Annotated in this window: 15 protein-coding genes; 3 read left to right on the top strand and 12 right to left on the bottom strand. The window is 70.3% G+C overall.

The genetic code is table 11. From position 1 onward, the window contains the following. Positions 1-131: 131 nt before the first annotated feature. The 6 genes from G3573_RS13330 to G3573_RS13355 all read right to left on the bottom strand — a co-directional run bounded on the left by G3573_RS13330 (position 132) and on the right by G3573_RS13355 (position 7,108). Entirely contained in the window at positions 132-1,034 is a 903-nt protein-coding gene (locus tag G3573_RS13330) for a DUF2092 domain-containing protein (protein WP_163261683.1), read from the bottom strand. Positions 1,035-1,371: 337 nt separating this feature from the next. Then, a complete protein-coding gene (locus tag G3573_RS13335) occupies positions 1,372-3,738 on the bottom strand; it encodes an arylsulfatase (protein WP_163261685.1) in 2,367 nt (788 codons plus the stop codon). Positions 3,739-3,841: 103 nt separating this feature from the next. After that, the gene (locus G3573_RS13340) at positions 3,842-4,813 is read right to left on the bottom strand and encodes a formylglycine-generating enzyme family protein (RefSeq protein ID WP_163261687.1); all 972 of its coding nucleotides are present in this window, start codon (positions 4,811-4,813) and stop codon (positions 3,842-3,844) included. Beyond that, positions 4,810-5,283, bottom strand: coding sequence for a DUF202 domain-containing protein (locus G3573_RS13345; protein ID WP_163261689.1), 474 nt, complete (start codon positions 5,281-5,283; stop codon positions 4,810-4,812). Before G3573_RS13345 ends, G3573_RS13340 begins: the two co-directional genes overlap by 4 nt. A gap of 160 nt (positions 5,284-5,443) precedes the next feature. Further along, complete coding sequence (locus G3573_RS13350; RefSeq protein WP_163261691.1) at positions 5,444-5,920, bottom strand: hypothetical protein; 477 nt, start codon at positions 5,918-5,920, stop codon at positions 5,444-5,446. Positions 5,921-6,103: 183 nt separating this feature from the next. Beyond that, the gene (locus G3573_RS13355; RefSeq protein WP_205598244.1) at positions 6,104-7,108 is read right to left on the bottom strand and encodes an HAD family hydrolase; all 1,005 of its coding nucleotides are present in this window, start codon (positions 7,106-7,108) and stop codon (positions 6,104-6,106) included. Between the two features lie 171 nt (positions 7,109-7,279). Between G3573_RS13355 and G3573_RS13360 the strand changes: the two genes are divergently transcribed. Next, positions 7,280-7,624: a DUF1622 domain-containing protein gene (locus tag G3573_RS13360; RefSeq protein WP_163261693.1), complete on the top strand. Its 345-nt coding sequence runs from the start codon at positions 7,280-7,282 to the stop codon at positions 7,622-7,624. A gap of 4 nt (positions 7,625-7,628) precedes the next feature. Here the strand turns inward: G3573_RS13360 and G3573_RS13365 are convergent, their stop codons facing one another. The 4 genes from G3573_RS13365 to G3573_RS13380 all read right to left on the bottom strand — a co-directional run bounded on the left by G3573_RS13365 (position 7,629) and on the right by G3573_RS13380 (position 10,465). Next, positions 7,629-8,012: an MliC family protein gene (locus G3573_RS13365; RefSeq protein WP_163261695.1), complete on the bottom strand. Its 384-nt coding sequence runs from the start codon at positions 8,010-8,012 to the stop codon at positions 7,629-7,631. A 122-nt stretch (positions 8,013-8,134) separates the two neighbouring features. Continuing rightward, entirely contained in the window at positions 8,135-8,992 is an 858-nt protein-coding gene (locus G3573_RS13370; RefSeq protein ID WP_163261697.1) for a nuclear transport factor 2 family protein, read from the bottom strand. A 92-nt stretch (positions 8,993-9,084) separates the two neighbouring features. Beyond that, positions 9,085-9,801, bottom strand: coding sequence for a phosphoribosyltransferase (locus G3573_RS13375; RefSeq protein ID WP_163261699.1), 717 nt, complete (start codon positions 9,799-9,801; stop codon positions 9,085-9,087). Continuing rightward, a complete protein-coding gene (locus G3573_RS13380) occupies positions 9,773-10,465 on the bottom strand; it encodes an alpha/beta hydrolase (protein ID WP_163261701.1) in 693 nt (230 codons plus the stop codon). The genes G3573_RS13375 and G3573_RS13380 overlap by 29 nt, the downstream gene beginning before the upstream one ends. Positions 10,466-10,584: 119 nt before the next feature. On the opposite strand from G3573_RS13380, the gene G3573_RS13385 reads away from it, so the two are divergent. Together G3573_RS13385 and tdh are read left to right on the top strand one after the other, a co-directional pair. Beyond that, positions 10,585-11,799: a glycine C-acetyltransferase gene (locus tag G3573_RS13385; RefSeq protein ID WP_163261703.1), complete on the top strand. Its 1,215-nt coding sequence runs from the start codon at positions 10,585-10,587 to the stop codon at positions 11,797-11,799. A 30-nt stretch (positions 11,800-11,829) separates the two neighbouring features. Further along, positions 11,830-12,867, top strand: coding sequence for an L-threonine 3-dehydrogenase (gene tdh, locus G3573_RS13390; protein ID WP_205598245.1), 1,038 nt, complete (start codon positions 11,830-11,832; stop codon positions 12,865-12,867). 3 nt (positions 12,868-12,870) lie between these two features. Here tdh and G3573_RS13395 read toward each other — a convergent pair whose 3' ends face one another. Next, entirely contained in the window at positions 12,871-13,836 is a 966-nt protein-coding gene (locus G3573_RS13395) for a DUF5996 family protein (protein WP_163261707.1), read from the bottom strand. Between the two features lie 73 nt (positions 13,837-13,909). After that, positions 13,910-14,299 (bottom strand): hypothetical protein, encoded by a 390-nt coding sequence (locus G3573_RS13400; RefSeq protein ID WP_163261709.1) that lies wholly within the window; start codon positions 14,297-14,299, stop codon positions 13,910-13,912. Positions 14,300-14,414: the final 115 nt, after the last annotated feature.

Here is a 14,414-nt window from a genome sequence, read left to right on the forward strand (position 1 = left end):
CAGGCGCATGCTGCCGCCGCCGCCGCCGCGGGTGGGCCGCGCGTCGGCGTCGAAGGGGGTCGAGATCACGATGAAGGCCAGGACGGGGACGAGGCCGCCGATCAGGCGGGCGACGCGCTTGGAGAGGGAGGTCATGGCGCGGTTCCTTCCTGTTGGAGCGCGCCGAGCGAGACGATCTGGATCGGCTTGGCGTCGGCCGGCGGGCTGAAGGTGAAGGCGTCGGCGGTGAAGTTCGGCCGCAGGCGCCAGTCCAGCCGCGCTTCGTATTGCGGCCGCTCGTCCTGGTCGGTGTGGATGATCACGAGTTTGCGCGGCAGGGGCTGTTCGCCGCGGTCGATCCACAGCTGCCAGTCGAGGCCGGGCTGGCTGAAGGCGAACTGGTCGGTGTCGTGGCCGTCGACGCGGGCGTAGCCGATGTACTGGGCCGCGGTCAGCTCATTGAGGCCGGAGTCCGGCGTGCCCCAGTAGAACAGGTCGTCCAGCGGCATATCCACGCCGAGGTCGTCCTCCAGCTTGTCCAGCAGCTCGTGGATGGTGCCGGGGGCGGCGACCTGGGCGTAGTACTTCTGTCGCGGCGCGTAGATGGTCAGGGTCTTGCCGTCGTAGAAGAACTGGCGGCGCTTGCGGTCGGTGTCGACGTCGACGAACAGGGCGTCGGGACGCTTGGCCTTGTAGGTGTTCACGCCGTCGAACTTGACCACGGTGTCGTCGTCCAGAACGACGTCGTTGGTGGTCCGGGCGGTCAGTTCGAACACCTTCTGGTCGCGCAGGAAGGCGCCCATCTTGTTCATCGCGTCGATGACCTTCGGGTCCACGGCCGGCGGCGCCTGAGCCGGCGCGGCCTGGGCCGGAGCCGCGACCGGCTTCTGCACCGCGGACTGGACCGCGGGCGGCGTCTGGGTCGGCATTGAGGCTGGCGTCTGGGCCGGCGCCGGGGCGGGAAGGGCGAGAACGACGGCGGTCGCGCCCGCCGCCGCGGCGAGCAGCCGTCGCGCCGTCGCGAGGTCCATCTGAACGGCCGTGGTCCGTGGCATCGCCAACTCCTTCCGCCGAGGTCCGACGGCAACGTCGCCTCGGGGCGGCCGCCCGCCAATCAGGTCAAACCCTCAGGCGGGGCGGCGGAACGCCGGAATACCGCGGCTATTTTGCGCCGGTCCTGTCGTCGCCGCCCCACAAGAAAGAGGCGGCGCAGGGGATGCGCCGCCTCAGGCCTGGGAGGAAAGAAAGCGGATCAGGCGCCGCCAGCGCCGGGCCGGCCGGGGGAGGGCCGACCCGCGCGCATTCGACTACGTCCGCGCGTTTCGGGGCATCGGGTCTGGACCGGACGCGGGGGGCGGACATGCCGGAGCCCGCGTCGGAAACACCCGACGCCTATTGCCGGGCCATGGCCACGGCCAGCGCCTGCTGCGGGTCGACCAGGTGGTCGGCCGACTTGGCGTCCTGGGCGATGGCCAGCTGCACGCCGCGGACCATGCCGTTGAAGGCGTTGCCTTGCGCGCCGTAGTCCGGCGACACGGGCGCGGCGCTGTCGCGGCCCACGTCCAGGCCGTCGTCGGCGGAGAACACGATGGCGGCGGTGGCCTCGACCCGGCCCTGGCCGACTTGCTCGCCATCGACGAACAGGGTGGCGGTCCCGCCCTTGCCCATGCCGCCGCCGTCGTAGGCGAACTCCATGCGCACCTGGCGCTTGCCCGGCGCCAGGGGCGCGCCAGCCTCGACGAAGAACTGCTTCAGGCCGAGGAAATTGTAGCAGTACTTCAGCTTGCCGCCCTTGGCGTACAGGCTCCAGCCGCCGATGTTGCCGCCCTGCGCGACGATCACGCCCTCGGCGCCTCCGTCGGGCACCTCGATCTCGGCGGTGACCGAGTGCGACTTGTTCTTCAGGTTCAGCACCGAGTTCTCGGACAGCCGGCCCATGGCCCCGAACAGGATCTGGCTGTTGCCGCGGATCAGCACCGGGCGGCCGGCGATGTCGGGATCACCCCGCTCCATGCCGCGGTCGTCCAGCGGCAGCACGTTGTGGCGGGCCGCCTCGATCAGGAACAGCCGCTTCAGCTCGCGCAGCTTGTCGGGAAACTGCTTCGACACGTCCTCGGCCTGGCTCCAGTCCTTGCTGGTGTCGTAGAGCTCCCAGACGTCGTCCTCGAAGGCCGGCGTCTTCTCGCCGACCAGCAGCCAGGGCGTCTTGTGCCGGGTCACCGCGGTCCAGCCCTTGTGGTAGACGCCGCGGTTGCCGAACATCTCGAAGTACTGGGTCTCGTGCCGCTCGGCCGCGCTTGCGTCGTTGAAGGCGTACAGCATGCTGACCCCTTCGATCGGCTGCTGCTGCACGCCGTTGACCATCGCCGGCTGGGGCAGGCCGGCCGCCTCCAGGATGGTGGGGGCGATGTCGATCACGTGGTGGAACTGGGTGCGCAGCTCGCCCTCGCCGCGCACGCCGTGCGGCCAGTGCACGATGGTGCCGTTGCGGGTGCCGCCGAAGTGCGAGGCCACCTGCTTGGTCCACTGGTAGGGCGTGTCCAGGGCGTGGGCCCAGCCGACGGCGTAGTGGTTGTAGGAGGTCGGCCCGCCCAGCTGGTCGATGTGGGCGTTCAGGAACTCGGGCGTCTCCAGCGCCGAAGCCCCGTTGAAGTTGATCATCTCGTTGAAGGTGCCGTTCAGCGTGCCTTCGGCCGAGGCCCCGTTGTCGCCGATGATGTAGAACACCAGCGTGTCCTCGAGCACGTGCAGCTTGTCGAGCGTGTCGATCAGCCGGCCGACGTGGTGGTCGGCGAACTCCAGGAAGCCGGCGTAGACCTCCATCTGCCGACGCAGCACCGGCTTGAGGTTCTCCGGCATGTCGTCCCAGGCGGGGATTTCCTTGTGCCGGGGCGTCAGCTTGCAGTCCTGGGGAATGACGCCGAGCTTCTTCTGGCGGGCGAAGATCTCCTCGCGCAGCGCGTCCCAGCCGGCGTCGAACTTGCCCTTGTACCTGTCGGCCCAGTCCTTGGGCACGTGGTGCGGGGCGTGGGTGGCGCCCGGCGCGAAGTACATGAAGAACGGCTTGTCCGGCGTCAGGGCCTTCTGCTGGCCGACCCAGGCGATCGCCTTGTCGGTCATGTCGGCCATGAAGTGATAGCCCTGCTCGGGCGTCTTCTCGGGCTCGACCGGCGTGGTCCCCTCGTAGATCGACGGGTACCACTGGTGCGCCTCGCCGCCGATGAAGCCGTAGAAGTATTCGAAGCCGCCGCCGCCGGTGGGCCAGGCGTCGAACGGGCCGACAGGCGAGGTCTCCCACACCGGCACCTCGTGGCACTTGCCGAACTGGGCCGTGGCGTAGCCGTTCAGCTTCAGGGTGCGCGCGATCGGCGAGCAGGTGTTGGGCAGCACCGAGGAATAGCCCGGCGCGCCGGTGGCGATCTCGGTGATGGCCCCCATGCCCACCGTGTGGTGGTTGCGCCCGGTCAGCAGGGCCTGGCGGGTGGGCGAGCACAGGGCGGTGGTGTGGAAGCGGTTGAAGCGCAGGCCGTGGCCGGCCAGCCGCTCGGCCGTCGGCGTGGCGCACGGCCCGCCGAAGGCGCTGGCGGCGCCGAAGCCGGCGTCGTCGATCAGCACGATCAGCACGTTCGGCGCGCCCTTGGGCGGGCGCAGTTGCGGGATCGGCGGGAATTTCGCCTCGGGGTCCTTGGCGTCGTAGGCCACGAAGCCTTCGTACGGCTGCGACGGGATGGGCAGGATTTCGCGCTGGATGTCGGCCATGGCTACGCCCTCAGTCTGGGGAGCGCGCATTGGCGCAGATCGCGCCCGGCTTCTGCATCGGGCTGCGGCCCGAGGCGGCCGGTGTGGAATGCCTAGGGGAGGATCAGGGCCGCTTCACGCAGCGGAAGCCGACATGGCTGGTCGAGGTGTCGATCGGCTCGGCGTGGCGGGCGGCGGGCCGGTAGCGGCGGCAGTAGCTGGGCGCGCACAGGTGCGAGCCGCCCTTCAGCACCTTGCGGGGGATGCGGATCTGCGGCTGGGCCGGATCGTAGCTGTCCTCCTCGCGGCCGCCGCGCGGGTTGCGCGCGCCGCAGCAGGGCTTGTCGGCGGCGACCGGGCGGGTCGCCGACCACCAGTCCTTCGTCCATTCCCAGACGTTGCCGATCATGTCGTGGAGGCCGTAGCCGTTCGGCGGATAGCTGCCCGCCGGGGAGGTGCGCGTGAAGCCGTCCAGGGCCAGGTTCTCCCACGGGAAGCGGCCCTGCCAGACGTTGGCCATGTGCCGGCCGTCCGGCTCCAGCTCGTCGCCCCAGGCGTACTCCGCCTCGTCCAGCCCGCCCTTGGCGGCGAACTCCCACTCGGCCTCGGTGGGCAGGTCCAGCCCCGCCCAGGCGGCGTAGGCGGCGACGTCGTGCCAGGACACGTGAACCACCGGATGTTCCTCCAGCCCGTCGAGGGAGCTGCCCGGTCCGGTCGGGTGGCGCCAGTCGGCCCCGGGCTGGAAGGTCCACCAGCTGAAGCAGCGGCGCAGGTCGACCGGGCCGCTGGTCGGCGTGAAGACCAGCGAGGCGGCCCTCAGCATCTCCGGCAGGGCGCCGGGGTAGTCCTTCGGGTCGGGGGCGATCTCGGCGAAGGTGGTCCAGCCGGTGGCGTCAACGAACTCGGCGAAGCGCCGGTTGGTCACCGGCTCGGCGTCGATCCAGAAGCCGTCGACGCTGACGCGCCGCGCCGGGGCCTCCTCGGCGTAGTGACGGTCGGAGCCCATGCGGAAGCCGCCGCCCTCGATCCAGACCATGCCGGGGCTCGGCGGCGTGCGCGTGGCGGGCGGCTCTGCGGCGAGGGGCTCGACTGTCATGAGTTGTAGGCGATCCGGATGATGATGCTGAGCGCGGCGGCGACGCCGATGGCCAGCAACAGGGCGGTGGTGATGAAGGTCGGGGTCATGCGGTACTGCACCGAGCGGCGCATGAGCTGGACCGAGTAGAGCCGCTCGCGCCGGTCGGTCAGCTCGTGGCTGAAGCGCGAGTGGGTGACCAGGCCCATGACCAGCATGGCGATCCCCAGCAGGATCAGCGCCAGGCCGAAGTTGCGGGCCGAGTGGTCGCCCACCGCCAGCGAGCCGGACTTGTGCAGCTGGTGAAAGGCCTCGGAAATGGTGAAGCCGAAGCCGATCAGCGACAGCGCCGTGCGCACCACCGACATCAGCGTGCGGTCGGCGCTCATCCGCGTCCGCTCGAAGGACAGGGCGGTGCGGTTCGACGACAGGGTGGTGCTGGCGTCGCCGCCGATCAGGACGTCGGAAGTCGGGGGAGTGGGGTCGGCCATCGCTGCCGCGCTCCTGCCGCGGAACGCTCAGTAGGGCACGGACGCGGACGCCGGGGGATCGGGGGTTCGCCTGAGCCTGTGCGGCGGGCGCCCCGAGAAGCTGGGCCGTACAAGCGGTCCGCGCCCGGGGGTCGGACCCGGGCTTACGGACGGCGCGGGATCAGCGGACGGCGCCGATCACCACGACGGAGTCGGAGTTGCGCTCGGCCTGCTCGACATAGACGTAGGGCTGGCGGGTCTGACGGAATTGCGTCCACGGGGCCACGCCCGAGGGGGTGATGAAGGCCACGCGCAGCAGCACGGTGCGGGCCGCGACGCTGGACGGAGGCCGGGGCAGGGTGTCCAGCCGGTTGGCGGCGGTCATCAGCATGGCGTCGGCGTTGGCTTCGCCGGTCGAGCGGGTCATCTGCGGGTTGGACAGGTCGCCGCGGTCGTCCATGGCCATCGACACTTCGCCGATCTTGGTGGCCGGACGGGTCGAGGCGGGGATGTAGTTGTCGCCCAGCGCCCGGTCGAGGCGGCGTTCGGAGGCCTGGGTCCAGTTCTGGCGTTCGAACAGCGGATCGGACGCGAACACGGTGGCGGCGGGGACAAGCGTTGCGACGGCGAACAGGGCGCCGGTGAGGAGCTTGCGCATATCGAAACCTCGTGAGTGCAAGTTGTCGTAGGTTTTCGGTGGAGCTTCCGTCGCGGAAGTCGTGGAAATACCGCGTGGAATGGGTGCGTGTTCCGATTGCGGGTCGTGAACTTTTGGCAATCTGAAATATTCGAACCCCGACAAGGGTGCGTGCTGCTACGCTGCGCCGTTAATTATTGGTAATTATTCGGGTGGGAAGATCTGCTTCCACTCCCGCTTCATGCTCACCACGGTCCAGCCGTTCTTGACCGCCGCGTCCCAGGCCTTGTCCAGGCGGCCGATCTTGGACTCGCGGTCGTAGGCCCACTCGCGCACCGCGTCGTCGTGGTGGACCAGCAGCATCAGCCGCGCGCCCGGACCGGCCTGCGTCCACTGCAGCATCTCCAGATCGCCGTCGGAATTGCCGAAGGCCAGGATCGGTCGGCGTCCGATCTGCAGCTCGATGTTGATCGGCTTGCCGTCCTTGTCGTCGACGCTGCGCACCTTGGGCAGCTTGACCAGGACCGGGACGCCCTCGCGCATCTCCCAGCGGGTCTCGGCGCTGGAGCCGATCACCTGCTCGGGCGGCACGCCATAGACCGGCTCGGCGAAGGCCCGCATGAAGTCGACCCCGCCGCCGGAGACGATAAAGGTCTTGAAGCCCTCGCGGCGCAGCCAGGCCAGCAGCTCCAGCTGCGGCTGGTAGACCATCTGGGTGTAGAGCCGCTTCGTGGTCGGGTGACGTGCGGTGGCGAACCAGGCCCGGGCGATCTCAAGGAACTGCTCGGTGGTCATGCCCGAGTGGGTGGCGGCGACCAGCTCCACGACCTGCGCCTGGGTCAGGCCGGTCAGCCCGGCCGCGCCCTTCTCGACCAGCGACTTGTACGGCTCGCGCCCGGCCAGGCTCGGGTCCTTGGCCGCCATCTCGCGGCCGCGGTCGACGGCGAACAGGACCTCGAAATAGACGGGCATCTCCGCCCACAAGGTGCCGTCGTTGTCGAAGGTGGCGATGCGCTCGGCCGGGGCGACGAAGTCCGGCCCCTGGGTGGTGACGCGCCGGACGAAGGCCAGCAGGGCGCGCTTGGCCGGGCCGTCGTTCCAGGACGGCAGCGGATCCTCGGCCGCGCTCGAGTTCGCGGGCGCGGCGAGGCCGAGGGCGGCGGCGAGGCCAGCCAGGCCGAAGCTGCGGCGGTTGAGCTCGAACGTCACGGACGGCCTCCGGAGCGAGGGCGAAATGCATCACCGCGGCCGCTCCCGCGCCATCCGGAGAAATCCGGAGCGCATGTTCCGAAGGCGGGGGCCTTTCCTCCGGCGGATCGGGAATAGCCCCGATGTCGTTACGGCCTGCGGGCTGCTCTGCTGGCGCCCCTGGAGGTCGGCATGCGGACGTGGCTCGAACTGTTCGTGGAGGTGGTCGCCCGCGGCGCGGAGTTCGCCACCGTCGCCCTGGTGGCGATCGGCGCGCTGGAGGCGGGCTGGCGCATCGTGTGGCAGGCCGTGCAGCGCACCGGCTCGGCCCAGGCCAAGCGGGAGATCTGGCTGCGCTTCGCCTCCTGGATCCTGTTGGCCCTGGAGTTCGCGCTCGGGGCCGACATCGTCCGTACGGCGGTCGCGCCGACCTGGGACGACATCGGCCAGCTGGCGGCCATCGCCACCATCCGCACGGCGCTGAGCTGGTTTCTCGAGCGCGACCTGTCGGAGTTCGAGGAAACCAAGAAGGCGTGAGCCGTCAGGCGCCGGCGCGGCAGTCGCGCACCTTGCCGTCGGGGCTGGTCAGGGTGGCGGCGTCGCCTTTGCCGCGCAGGTCGTAGCCCTGGCCGGCGTAGTGGATGCCCGAGCCGACCGGCTGGCCCTCCAGGATCGGCGAGGGGGCGTTCTGCAGCAGCAGGGTGGCGGTGGTGCGGGTGGTCGGCACCGTCCGCTTGAAGGTCATCACCTGCTGCGTCTCGGTGGTGAAGCGCACGGCGAAGGCGAAGCCGTCGGTGCAGGTGTAGCGGGCGGAGGTGGTGGTCGCGCCCGATCCGGCCGGCGACGACATCTCAGCGTCGCTGGCGCAGCCGCTCAGCGTCGCTGCGGTCGCGAGGGCGGCGAGGGGGAGGAAGGCGCGCGTCATGGGCTTCTCCGGGCGCGGACCCGGCCGCGCGGGGCGGAAACCGGCGGCGAGCCGCGCAGTTTCGCCGCCCCGCTCGGGTCGAACCCGGAGAGCGCGCCCGGAGAAGCTGTAGGCGGCCGGGCTCAGCCCGGCTGGCGGACCATCACCACCTCGTCGAAGACCAGCCGCCAGCCGCCGGCGCGCTTCTGCCAGATGCGCACGTAGTGACCGCGCCGGGGGCCGTTCTTGCCGGTCCAGCGGACGTCGCCGTAGGTGTAGGCGAAGTCGCCGGCCTTGGAGGCGGCGCCGGCCAGCGGGGTGGCGGTCATGCCGGCGGGGCGGCGGGCGAGGGCGGCGACGGTCGCCTCGCGGCCGGTGGTCAGCTGCGTGCCCAGGCCCATGACGCGGGTGTCGTCTACGATGACCGCGGCGAAGGCGCCTGCGGGGTCGGCGGTCATGTCGGCGTTCAGGCGGGCTTCGGCGGCCTGCACGCCGGCGTAGGCGCGCTTGGCGGACGGCGAACGCGCCGAGCTGACGGCCAGGCGGTTCAACGGAGTGTCCGTGCCCGGCAGGTCGCCCGTAACCGGGCCGGACCCGTGGTCCAGCAGCCATTTCCAGGAGCCGTCCGGCTGCTTCGCCCAGACGGTGAAGTAGTAGCCGATCGACTTGTCGTCGTAGGTGGCCGGGCCGGTGGTGAAGCCGAGGTCGCCGGAGGCGGCGACGCCGGCCCAGATCGGCCACCACTTCAGGAAGGGCGGACCCTTTTCGCTTTTCTGCGCGGCCAGGTTGGCCTGGGCGTTGATCGGATCGGGGCTGAAGACGACGCCTTCGGGCGCGGCGTTGGCGCGGAAGCTGTCCACGATGCCGACCTCCTGCGCCAGGGCGGCGAAGGCCCGTTCGGCGGCGGCGACGTCGTCGGGGCTGGCGGCGGGGGTCTTGGCTGACGCGCTGGTCGCCAGCAGGACGGCGATCACGCCGCTCAGAATCGTGGTGCTACGCATTGGCGATTGTTCTCCTCCGCCTTCGCCGCGGAAGGAGGCATAGCCCAGCTGGCGCCGCCAGCGCGGTGCGACGAAGCCCGACGTCGGAAGGATCAGCCGCGCGGCGAGGGGCGGGGCTCGGGCCCGCCCGGTCGCTCTGCGGCGGCCGACGGCGAGTCGCGGGCTTCCTTGAGCAGGCGCACGACCTCCTCGTCGTCGGTCTGGGCGAAGTCCGCGTAGAAGATTCCCACCGCCATGAACGGGTCGGGGGTCTCCAGGCAGACCACCTCGTCGGTCTCGCCCTTCAGCTGGGCGATGGTCTCTGGCGGGGCGACCGGCACGGCCAGCACCACGCGCCGGGCGCTGGAGCGACTGAGCGCCTTCAGCGCGGCGTGCACCGTGCCGCCGGTGGCGATGCCGTCGTCGACCACCACGGCGGTGCGGCCCTCCAGGGAGACCGGCGGGACGCCGCCCAGATAGAGTTTCCGGCGCCGCTCGATCTCCTCCAGCTGGCGTTTGGCGCCCTGTTCGATCCATTCGCGGGTGAGGCCCAGGTGCCGGGCGATCTCCTGGTTGACCACGATCTGCGGCTCGGCTCCGTCGACCACGGCGCCGACGCCCAGCTCCTCGTGGCCGGGGGCGCCGATCTTGCGCACCAGCAGCACGTCCAGCGGCGCCTTCAGGGCCTTGGCCACCTCGAAGCCGACCGGCACGCCGCCGCGCGGCAGGGCGAGGACGACCGGGGCCTGGTCCTTCAGATGCTCGAGGGCCGAGGCCAGCCGACGGCCGGCCTCGCGGCGGTCAGCGAAGATTTGGGCGCGGAACGCCACGGTGGTTCTCCCGCTCCGACGGTCCGGCGAACTTCTGGCCGAAGAAGTCGATGGCCTGGGTCACCACTTCGTCCATGGCGCCGGGCTCCTCGAACAGGTGGCCGGCGCCGGGCACGATGATCAGGGTCGCGTCGCTCAGCCGGTCGAAGGCCATGCGGTTGAGGTCGATGACCGGGCCGTCCAGGCTGCCGACCAGCAGCAGCACGGGCGCGCGCACCTCGGCCAGGTATTCGCCGGCCAGGTCGGGCCGGCCGCCGCGCGAGACCACGCAGGCCGGGTTCAGGTGCGGATCGGCCGCCGCCACCAGGGCCGCGGCGGCGCCGGTCGACGCCCCGAACAGGCCGACCGGCAGGTCGCGGGTCTTGGGATATTCCGACGCCCACTGCGCGACGCGCAGCAGCCGTTTCGACAAAAGCTCGATGTCGAAAACGTTGCGCCGGTCCTCCTCCTCGCCGTGGGTGAGCAGGTCGGCCAGCAGGGTCGCGAAGCCGGCGCGGTTCAGCTCCTTGGCCACATAGGCGTGGCGCGGGCTGAAGCGGCTGGAGCCGCTGCCGTGCGCGAAGATGACTAGGCCCTTGGCGCGGTCCGGCACCTCGAGGAACGCGCCCACGCCAGGGGGATCGATCACCACCTCTCGGGGTTGCGGGGCTTTGCTTTCGGCCATGGCTCGCCCTCCGTTCCCGGCTCAACCCCATCGGGGAGGCATGGTTCCTGCGGCGGAGGAGGTGGTGGAAATGGGAGCGCGAACGCAGTAACGGTCCCGCCCGACGAAAGGACGCCCGCATGCGTGAAGATTTCTACGGCCGGGTTCGCAGCGAACTCGCCGACATCGATGCCCAGGGCCTGACCAAGCCCGAGCGCGTGATCACCTCCCGCCAGGGCGCCGACATCCGCGTGAAGCTGCCGGGCGGCGGCGAGCGCGAGGTGCTGAACTTCTGCGCCAACAACTATCTGGGCCTGGCCGGCGACGAGCGCGTGACCTGCGCCGCGATCGAGGCTTCCGAGCGCTGGGGCGCCGGCACGGCGTCGGTGCGCTTCATCTGCGGCACCATGGACATCCACAAGCAGCTGGAGCGGGCCATCGCCGACTACCTCGGCTATGAGGACTCCATCCTGTTCGCGGCCGCCTTCGACGCCAACGGCGGGGTGTTCGAGCCGCTGCTGGGCGAGGAAGACGCCATCGTCTCCGACAGCCTGAACCACGCCTCGATCATCGACGGCGTGCGCCTGTGCAAGGCCAAGCGCTATCGCTTCGCCAACAGCGACATGGCCGATCTGGAAGCCAAGCTGGCCGAGGCCAAGGCCGCCGGCGCGCGCCAGATCATGATCGCCACCGACGGCGCCTTCTCGATGGACGGCTACATCGCCAAGCTGGACCAGCTGTGCGCGCTCGCCGACCAGTACGACGCCCTGGTCATGGTCGACGACTGCCACGCCACCGGCTTCCTCGGGCCACAGGGCCGCGGCTCGGGCGCCTGGAACGGCGTGGAGAAGCGCGTCGACATCGTCACCGGCACCTTCGGCAAGGCGCTGGGCGGGGCCATGGGCGGCTTCATCTGCGCCCGCAAGGAAGTGGTCGACCTGCTGCGCCAGCGCGCGCGGCCGTACCTGTTCTCCAACGCGCTGTCGCCGGCCGTCTGCGGCGCCAGCCTGGAGGCGATCCGCATCGCCGCCGGTTCGGAAGGCGACGCGCTGCGCAAGAAGCTGTTCGACAACGCCGCCCGCTTCCGCGCCGGCATGGCCGCGGCCGGCTTCAAGCTGCTGGAAGGCGAGCACCCGATCATCCCGGTGATGCTGGGCGACGCCAAGCTGGCCCAGGACATGGCCGCCAAGCTGCTGGAGGAGGGCATCTACGTGATCGGCTTCTCCTTCCCGGTGGTGCCGCGCGGCGCCGCCCGTATCCGCACCCAGATGTCCGCGGCCCATGAGCCGCACCACGTCGACGCCGCGATCGCCGCCTTCACCAAGGTCGGCCGCGAGCTGGGCGTGATCTCCTGATCAAGTAGAGGTTCTCCCATGACGTCGACCATGAAGGCGCTGGCCAAGATGAAGCCGGCCGAGGGCCTGGAGCTGATCGAGGCTCCGATCCCGACCCCGGGCCCCGAGGACGTGCTGATCCGCGTGAAGCGGACCGCCATCTGCGGCACCGACATCCACATCTGGAACTGGGACGAGTGGTCCCAGAAGAACGTGCCGGTGCCGATGATCACCGGCCACGAGTTCTCCGGCGAGATCGTCGAGATCGGCAAGGACGTCGACCGTCCGCTGAAGATCGGCCAGCGCGTCTCGGCCGAAGGCCACGTCATCGACCTGAACAGCTTCGCCGCCCGGGCCGGCCACTTCCACCTGGACCCGAATACCCGCGGCATCGGCGTGAACCGGCAGGGCGCCTTCGCCGAGTACGTGGTGGCCCCGGCCTTCAACGTGATCCCGCTGCCCGACGACGTGTCGTTCGAGGTGGCGTCCATGCTCGACCCGTTCGGCAACGCCGTGCACACCGCCCAGCAGTTCGACCTGGTGGGCGAGGACGTGCTGGTCACCGGGGCCGGCCCGATCGGCATCATGGCCGCCGCCGTGGCGCGCCGCGCCGGCGCCCGCACCGTGGTGCTGACCGACGTCAACGAGTACCGCCTGGACCTGGCCCGCAAGGTCGCCGACGTGCGCACCGTCAACGTCGCCAAGGAAGACCTCAAGGACGTCATGAAGGAGCTGGGCATCCAGGTCGGCTTCGACGTGGCTCTGGAGATGTCGGGCGCGCCGTCGGCCTTCAACCAGTGCGTCGACAACCTGATCATGGGCGGCGGGCTGGCCCTGCTGGGCATCCCGTCCCGGCCGATGGAGACCGACTGGGGCAAGATCATCCTCAAGGCCCTGACCATCAAAGGGGTCTACGGCCGCGAGATGTTCGACACCTGGCGCAAGATGCTGGGCCTGCTGAAGGCCGGCGTCGACCTGACCCCGCTGATCACCCACCGGCTGGCTTACGACCGCTACGTCGAAGGCTTTGAGGCGATGAAGTCGGGCCGCTCGGGCAAGGTCGTGCTCGACTGGGACAAGGCTGCGTAAGGCTTACGCGTTCAGCCGCGGCGTGGCCCGTTCGGACGGGGGCGGGATGTGGGCCTGGCGCTCCAGCGCCGTGCGGTCCCAGTCGCCGAGCTCGGCGGCCGCGTCGTAGGTGGATTGCAGGAAGGCCAGCAGGGCCGCGTCCGGATCGGGCGCGGCCCTCAGCGTTTCGTAGGGCAGCACGAACTCGCCGAGGCTGGTCTCGTAGCGCGCGCCCTCCGGTTGCACGTCGGCCATGTTGAAGCCGGCCGGCTCCGGATAGGCGTAGGCGTAGAACATGGCCTCGGCGCCGGGCGCGCCCGGCCAGAAGCCGGCGCTGTAGCACTCGTGCGAATAGGCCTCCTGCACGATGCGGTCCGGCGTGTTGGGCACCGGGCCGTGATGCGGCGCGGTCCGGCCGGAGAAGCGGGTCGAGGCCAGGTCGAAGCCGCCCCAGAAGAAGTGCGTCGGACTGGCCTTGCCGAGGAACTCGCCGCGGAAGCGGTCCATCACCCGCTTGGCGCCCAGCAGCACCCGGTGATAGCGCTCGGCCGCCGCCGGATCATAGGCGCGGTGCAGCTCGTCCTTCTCGAACGGGATCGGGTTGGGGATCTCGCAGGGCGTGGTCCACACGTGCGGCTCCAGCCCCAGGCCGCGCAGGCCCTTCATCAGCTTGGCGTAGAAGTCGGCGACCGTGCGCGGCTTCAGCGGCTTGGACCATTCCTCGCCGGCGTCGGTGCGCGCCACCAGCCGGTGCTCGACGAAGTCGAAGGTCACCTCGAACCAGCGGTCGCCGCAGGGCATCGGCCCGGTCGTCAGGCCGCGCTCGTCCGGATAGAGGGTGACGTGCCACCAGTGGTTCACCGGCGCCGCGTAGGCCAGCCGCACCTTGCCGACCACCTGCGTCCACATGTGCAGGGTCTCGATGGTGTCGGCCCAGTCGGCGTAGCGCAGCTGCGGCCAGGCGGCGGGGTCGCGGGCGAGGCGGGCCATGGCGGCGTCCTTTCGAAGAACGCCGCCATCTAACCCCAGGCTCCGCCGCCTCGCGAGCGGAGCCGTTGGAAAATCAGGCCGTGGCGGGTTTCGCCGAGGTGGCTTTGAACACGATCACCACGAACAGGAGCATCGACAGCAGCACGACCACCGAGGCGGCCCCGAGCACCGGCGCGATTTCCTTGTGGCCCAGCATCTCGGCGGCCAGCGACGGCACCATGATCAGGAAGCCCAGCACGGCGACCCAGAAGTGCACGACGGCCAGCTTGGTCTGACCGGCCTGCGGGAAGGCGCGATAGAACAGGCCGTAGAGCAGCATCGACACCCAGCCCAGCAGGTTGATGTGGGCGTGCACCGGCGAGAGGGTGAAGTTCTGGGTGGCGCCCATGTAGACGCCCAGGCTCATGCCGGTCAGCGCGGCCAGCACGCCCAGTTGCAGAAAGCGGTCGGAAATACGGTTCATGTCGTCCCAAGCCCCCGATTGATGGACCGGTGTTCTCCCGGTTCGGGCGGACGGTCAAGTTTGGCTAGAATCCTCCCCCCTTGGGGGAGGGGGACCGCCGAAGGCGGTGGAGGGG

The organism is Caulobacter sp. 17J65-9 (assembly GCF_010975005.1).
Taxonomy (GTDB): Bacteria; Pseudomonadota; Alphaproteobacteria; order Caulobacterales; family Caulobacteraceae; genus 17J80-11.

What these genes read in the sequence shown, in the direction of transcription:
- G3573_RS13330 (WP_163261683.1), bottom strand. Translation starts at nt 1,034, where the DNA reads ATGCCACGGACCACGGCCGTTCAGATGGACCTCGCGACGGCGCGACGG.
- G3573_RS13350 (WP_163261691.1), bottom strand. Translation starts at nt 5,920, where the DNA reads ATGCGCAAGCTCCTCACCGGCGCCCTGTTCGCCGTCGCAACGCTTGTC.
- G3573_RS13360 (WP_163261693.1), top strand. Translation starts at nt 7,280, where the DNA reads ATGCGGACGTGGCTCGAACTGTTCGTGGAGGTGGTCGCCCGCGGCGCG.
- G3573_RS13340 (WP_163261687.1), bottom strand. Translation starts at nt 4,813, where the DNA reads ATGACAGTCGAGCCCCTCGCCGCAGAGCCGCCCGCCACGCGCACGCCG.
- G3573_RS13400 (WP_163261709.1), bottom strand. Translation starts at nt 14,299, where the DNA reads ATGAACCGTATTTCCGACCGCTTTCTGCAACTGGGCGTGCTGGCCGCG.
- G3573_RS13385 (WP_163261703.1), top strand. Translation starts at nt 10,585, where the DNA reads ATGCGTGAAGATTTCTACGGCCGGGTTCGCAGCGAACTCGCCGACATC.
- G3573_RS13370 (WP_163261697.1), bottom strand. Translation starts at nt 8,992, where the DNA reads ATGCGTAGCACCACGATTCTGAGCGGCGTGATCGCCGTCCTGCTGGCG.
- G3573_RS13365 (WP_163261695.1), bottom strand. Translation starts at nt 8,012, where the DNA reads ATGACGCGCGCCTTCCTCCCCCTCGCCGCCCTCGCGACCGCAGCGACG.
- tdh (WP_205598245.1), top strand. Translation starts at nt 11,830, where the DNA reads ATGAAGGCGCTGGCCAAGATGAAGCCGGCCGAGGGCCTGGAGCTGATC.
- G3573_RS13335 (WP_163261685.1), bottom strand. Translation starts at nt 3,738, where the DNA reads ATGGCCGACATCCAGCGCGAAATCCTGCCCATCCCGTCGCAGCCGTAC.
- G3573_RS13345 (WP_163261689.1), bottom strand. Translation starts at nt 5,283, where the DNA reads ATGGCCGACCCCACTCCCCCGACTTCCGACGTCCTGATCGGCGGCGAC.
- G3573_RS13380 (WP_163261701.1), bottom strand. Translation starts at nt 10,465, where the DNA reads ATGGCCGAAAGCAAAGCCCCGCAACCCCGAGAGGTGGTGATCGATCCC.
- G3573_RS13395 (WP_163261707.1), bottom strand. Translation starts at nt 13,836, where the DNA reads ATGGCCCGCCTCGCCCGCGACCCCGCCGCCTGGCCGCAGCTGCGCTAC.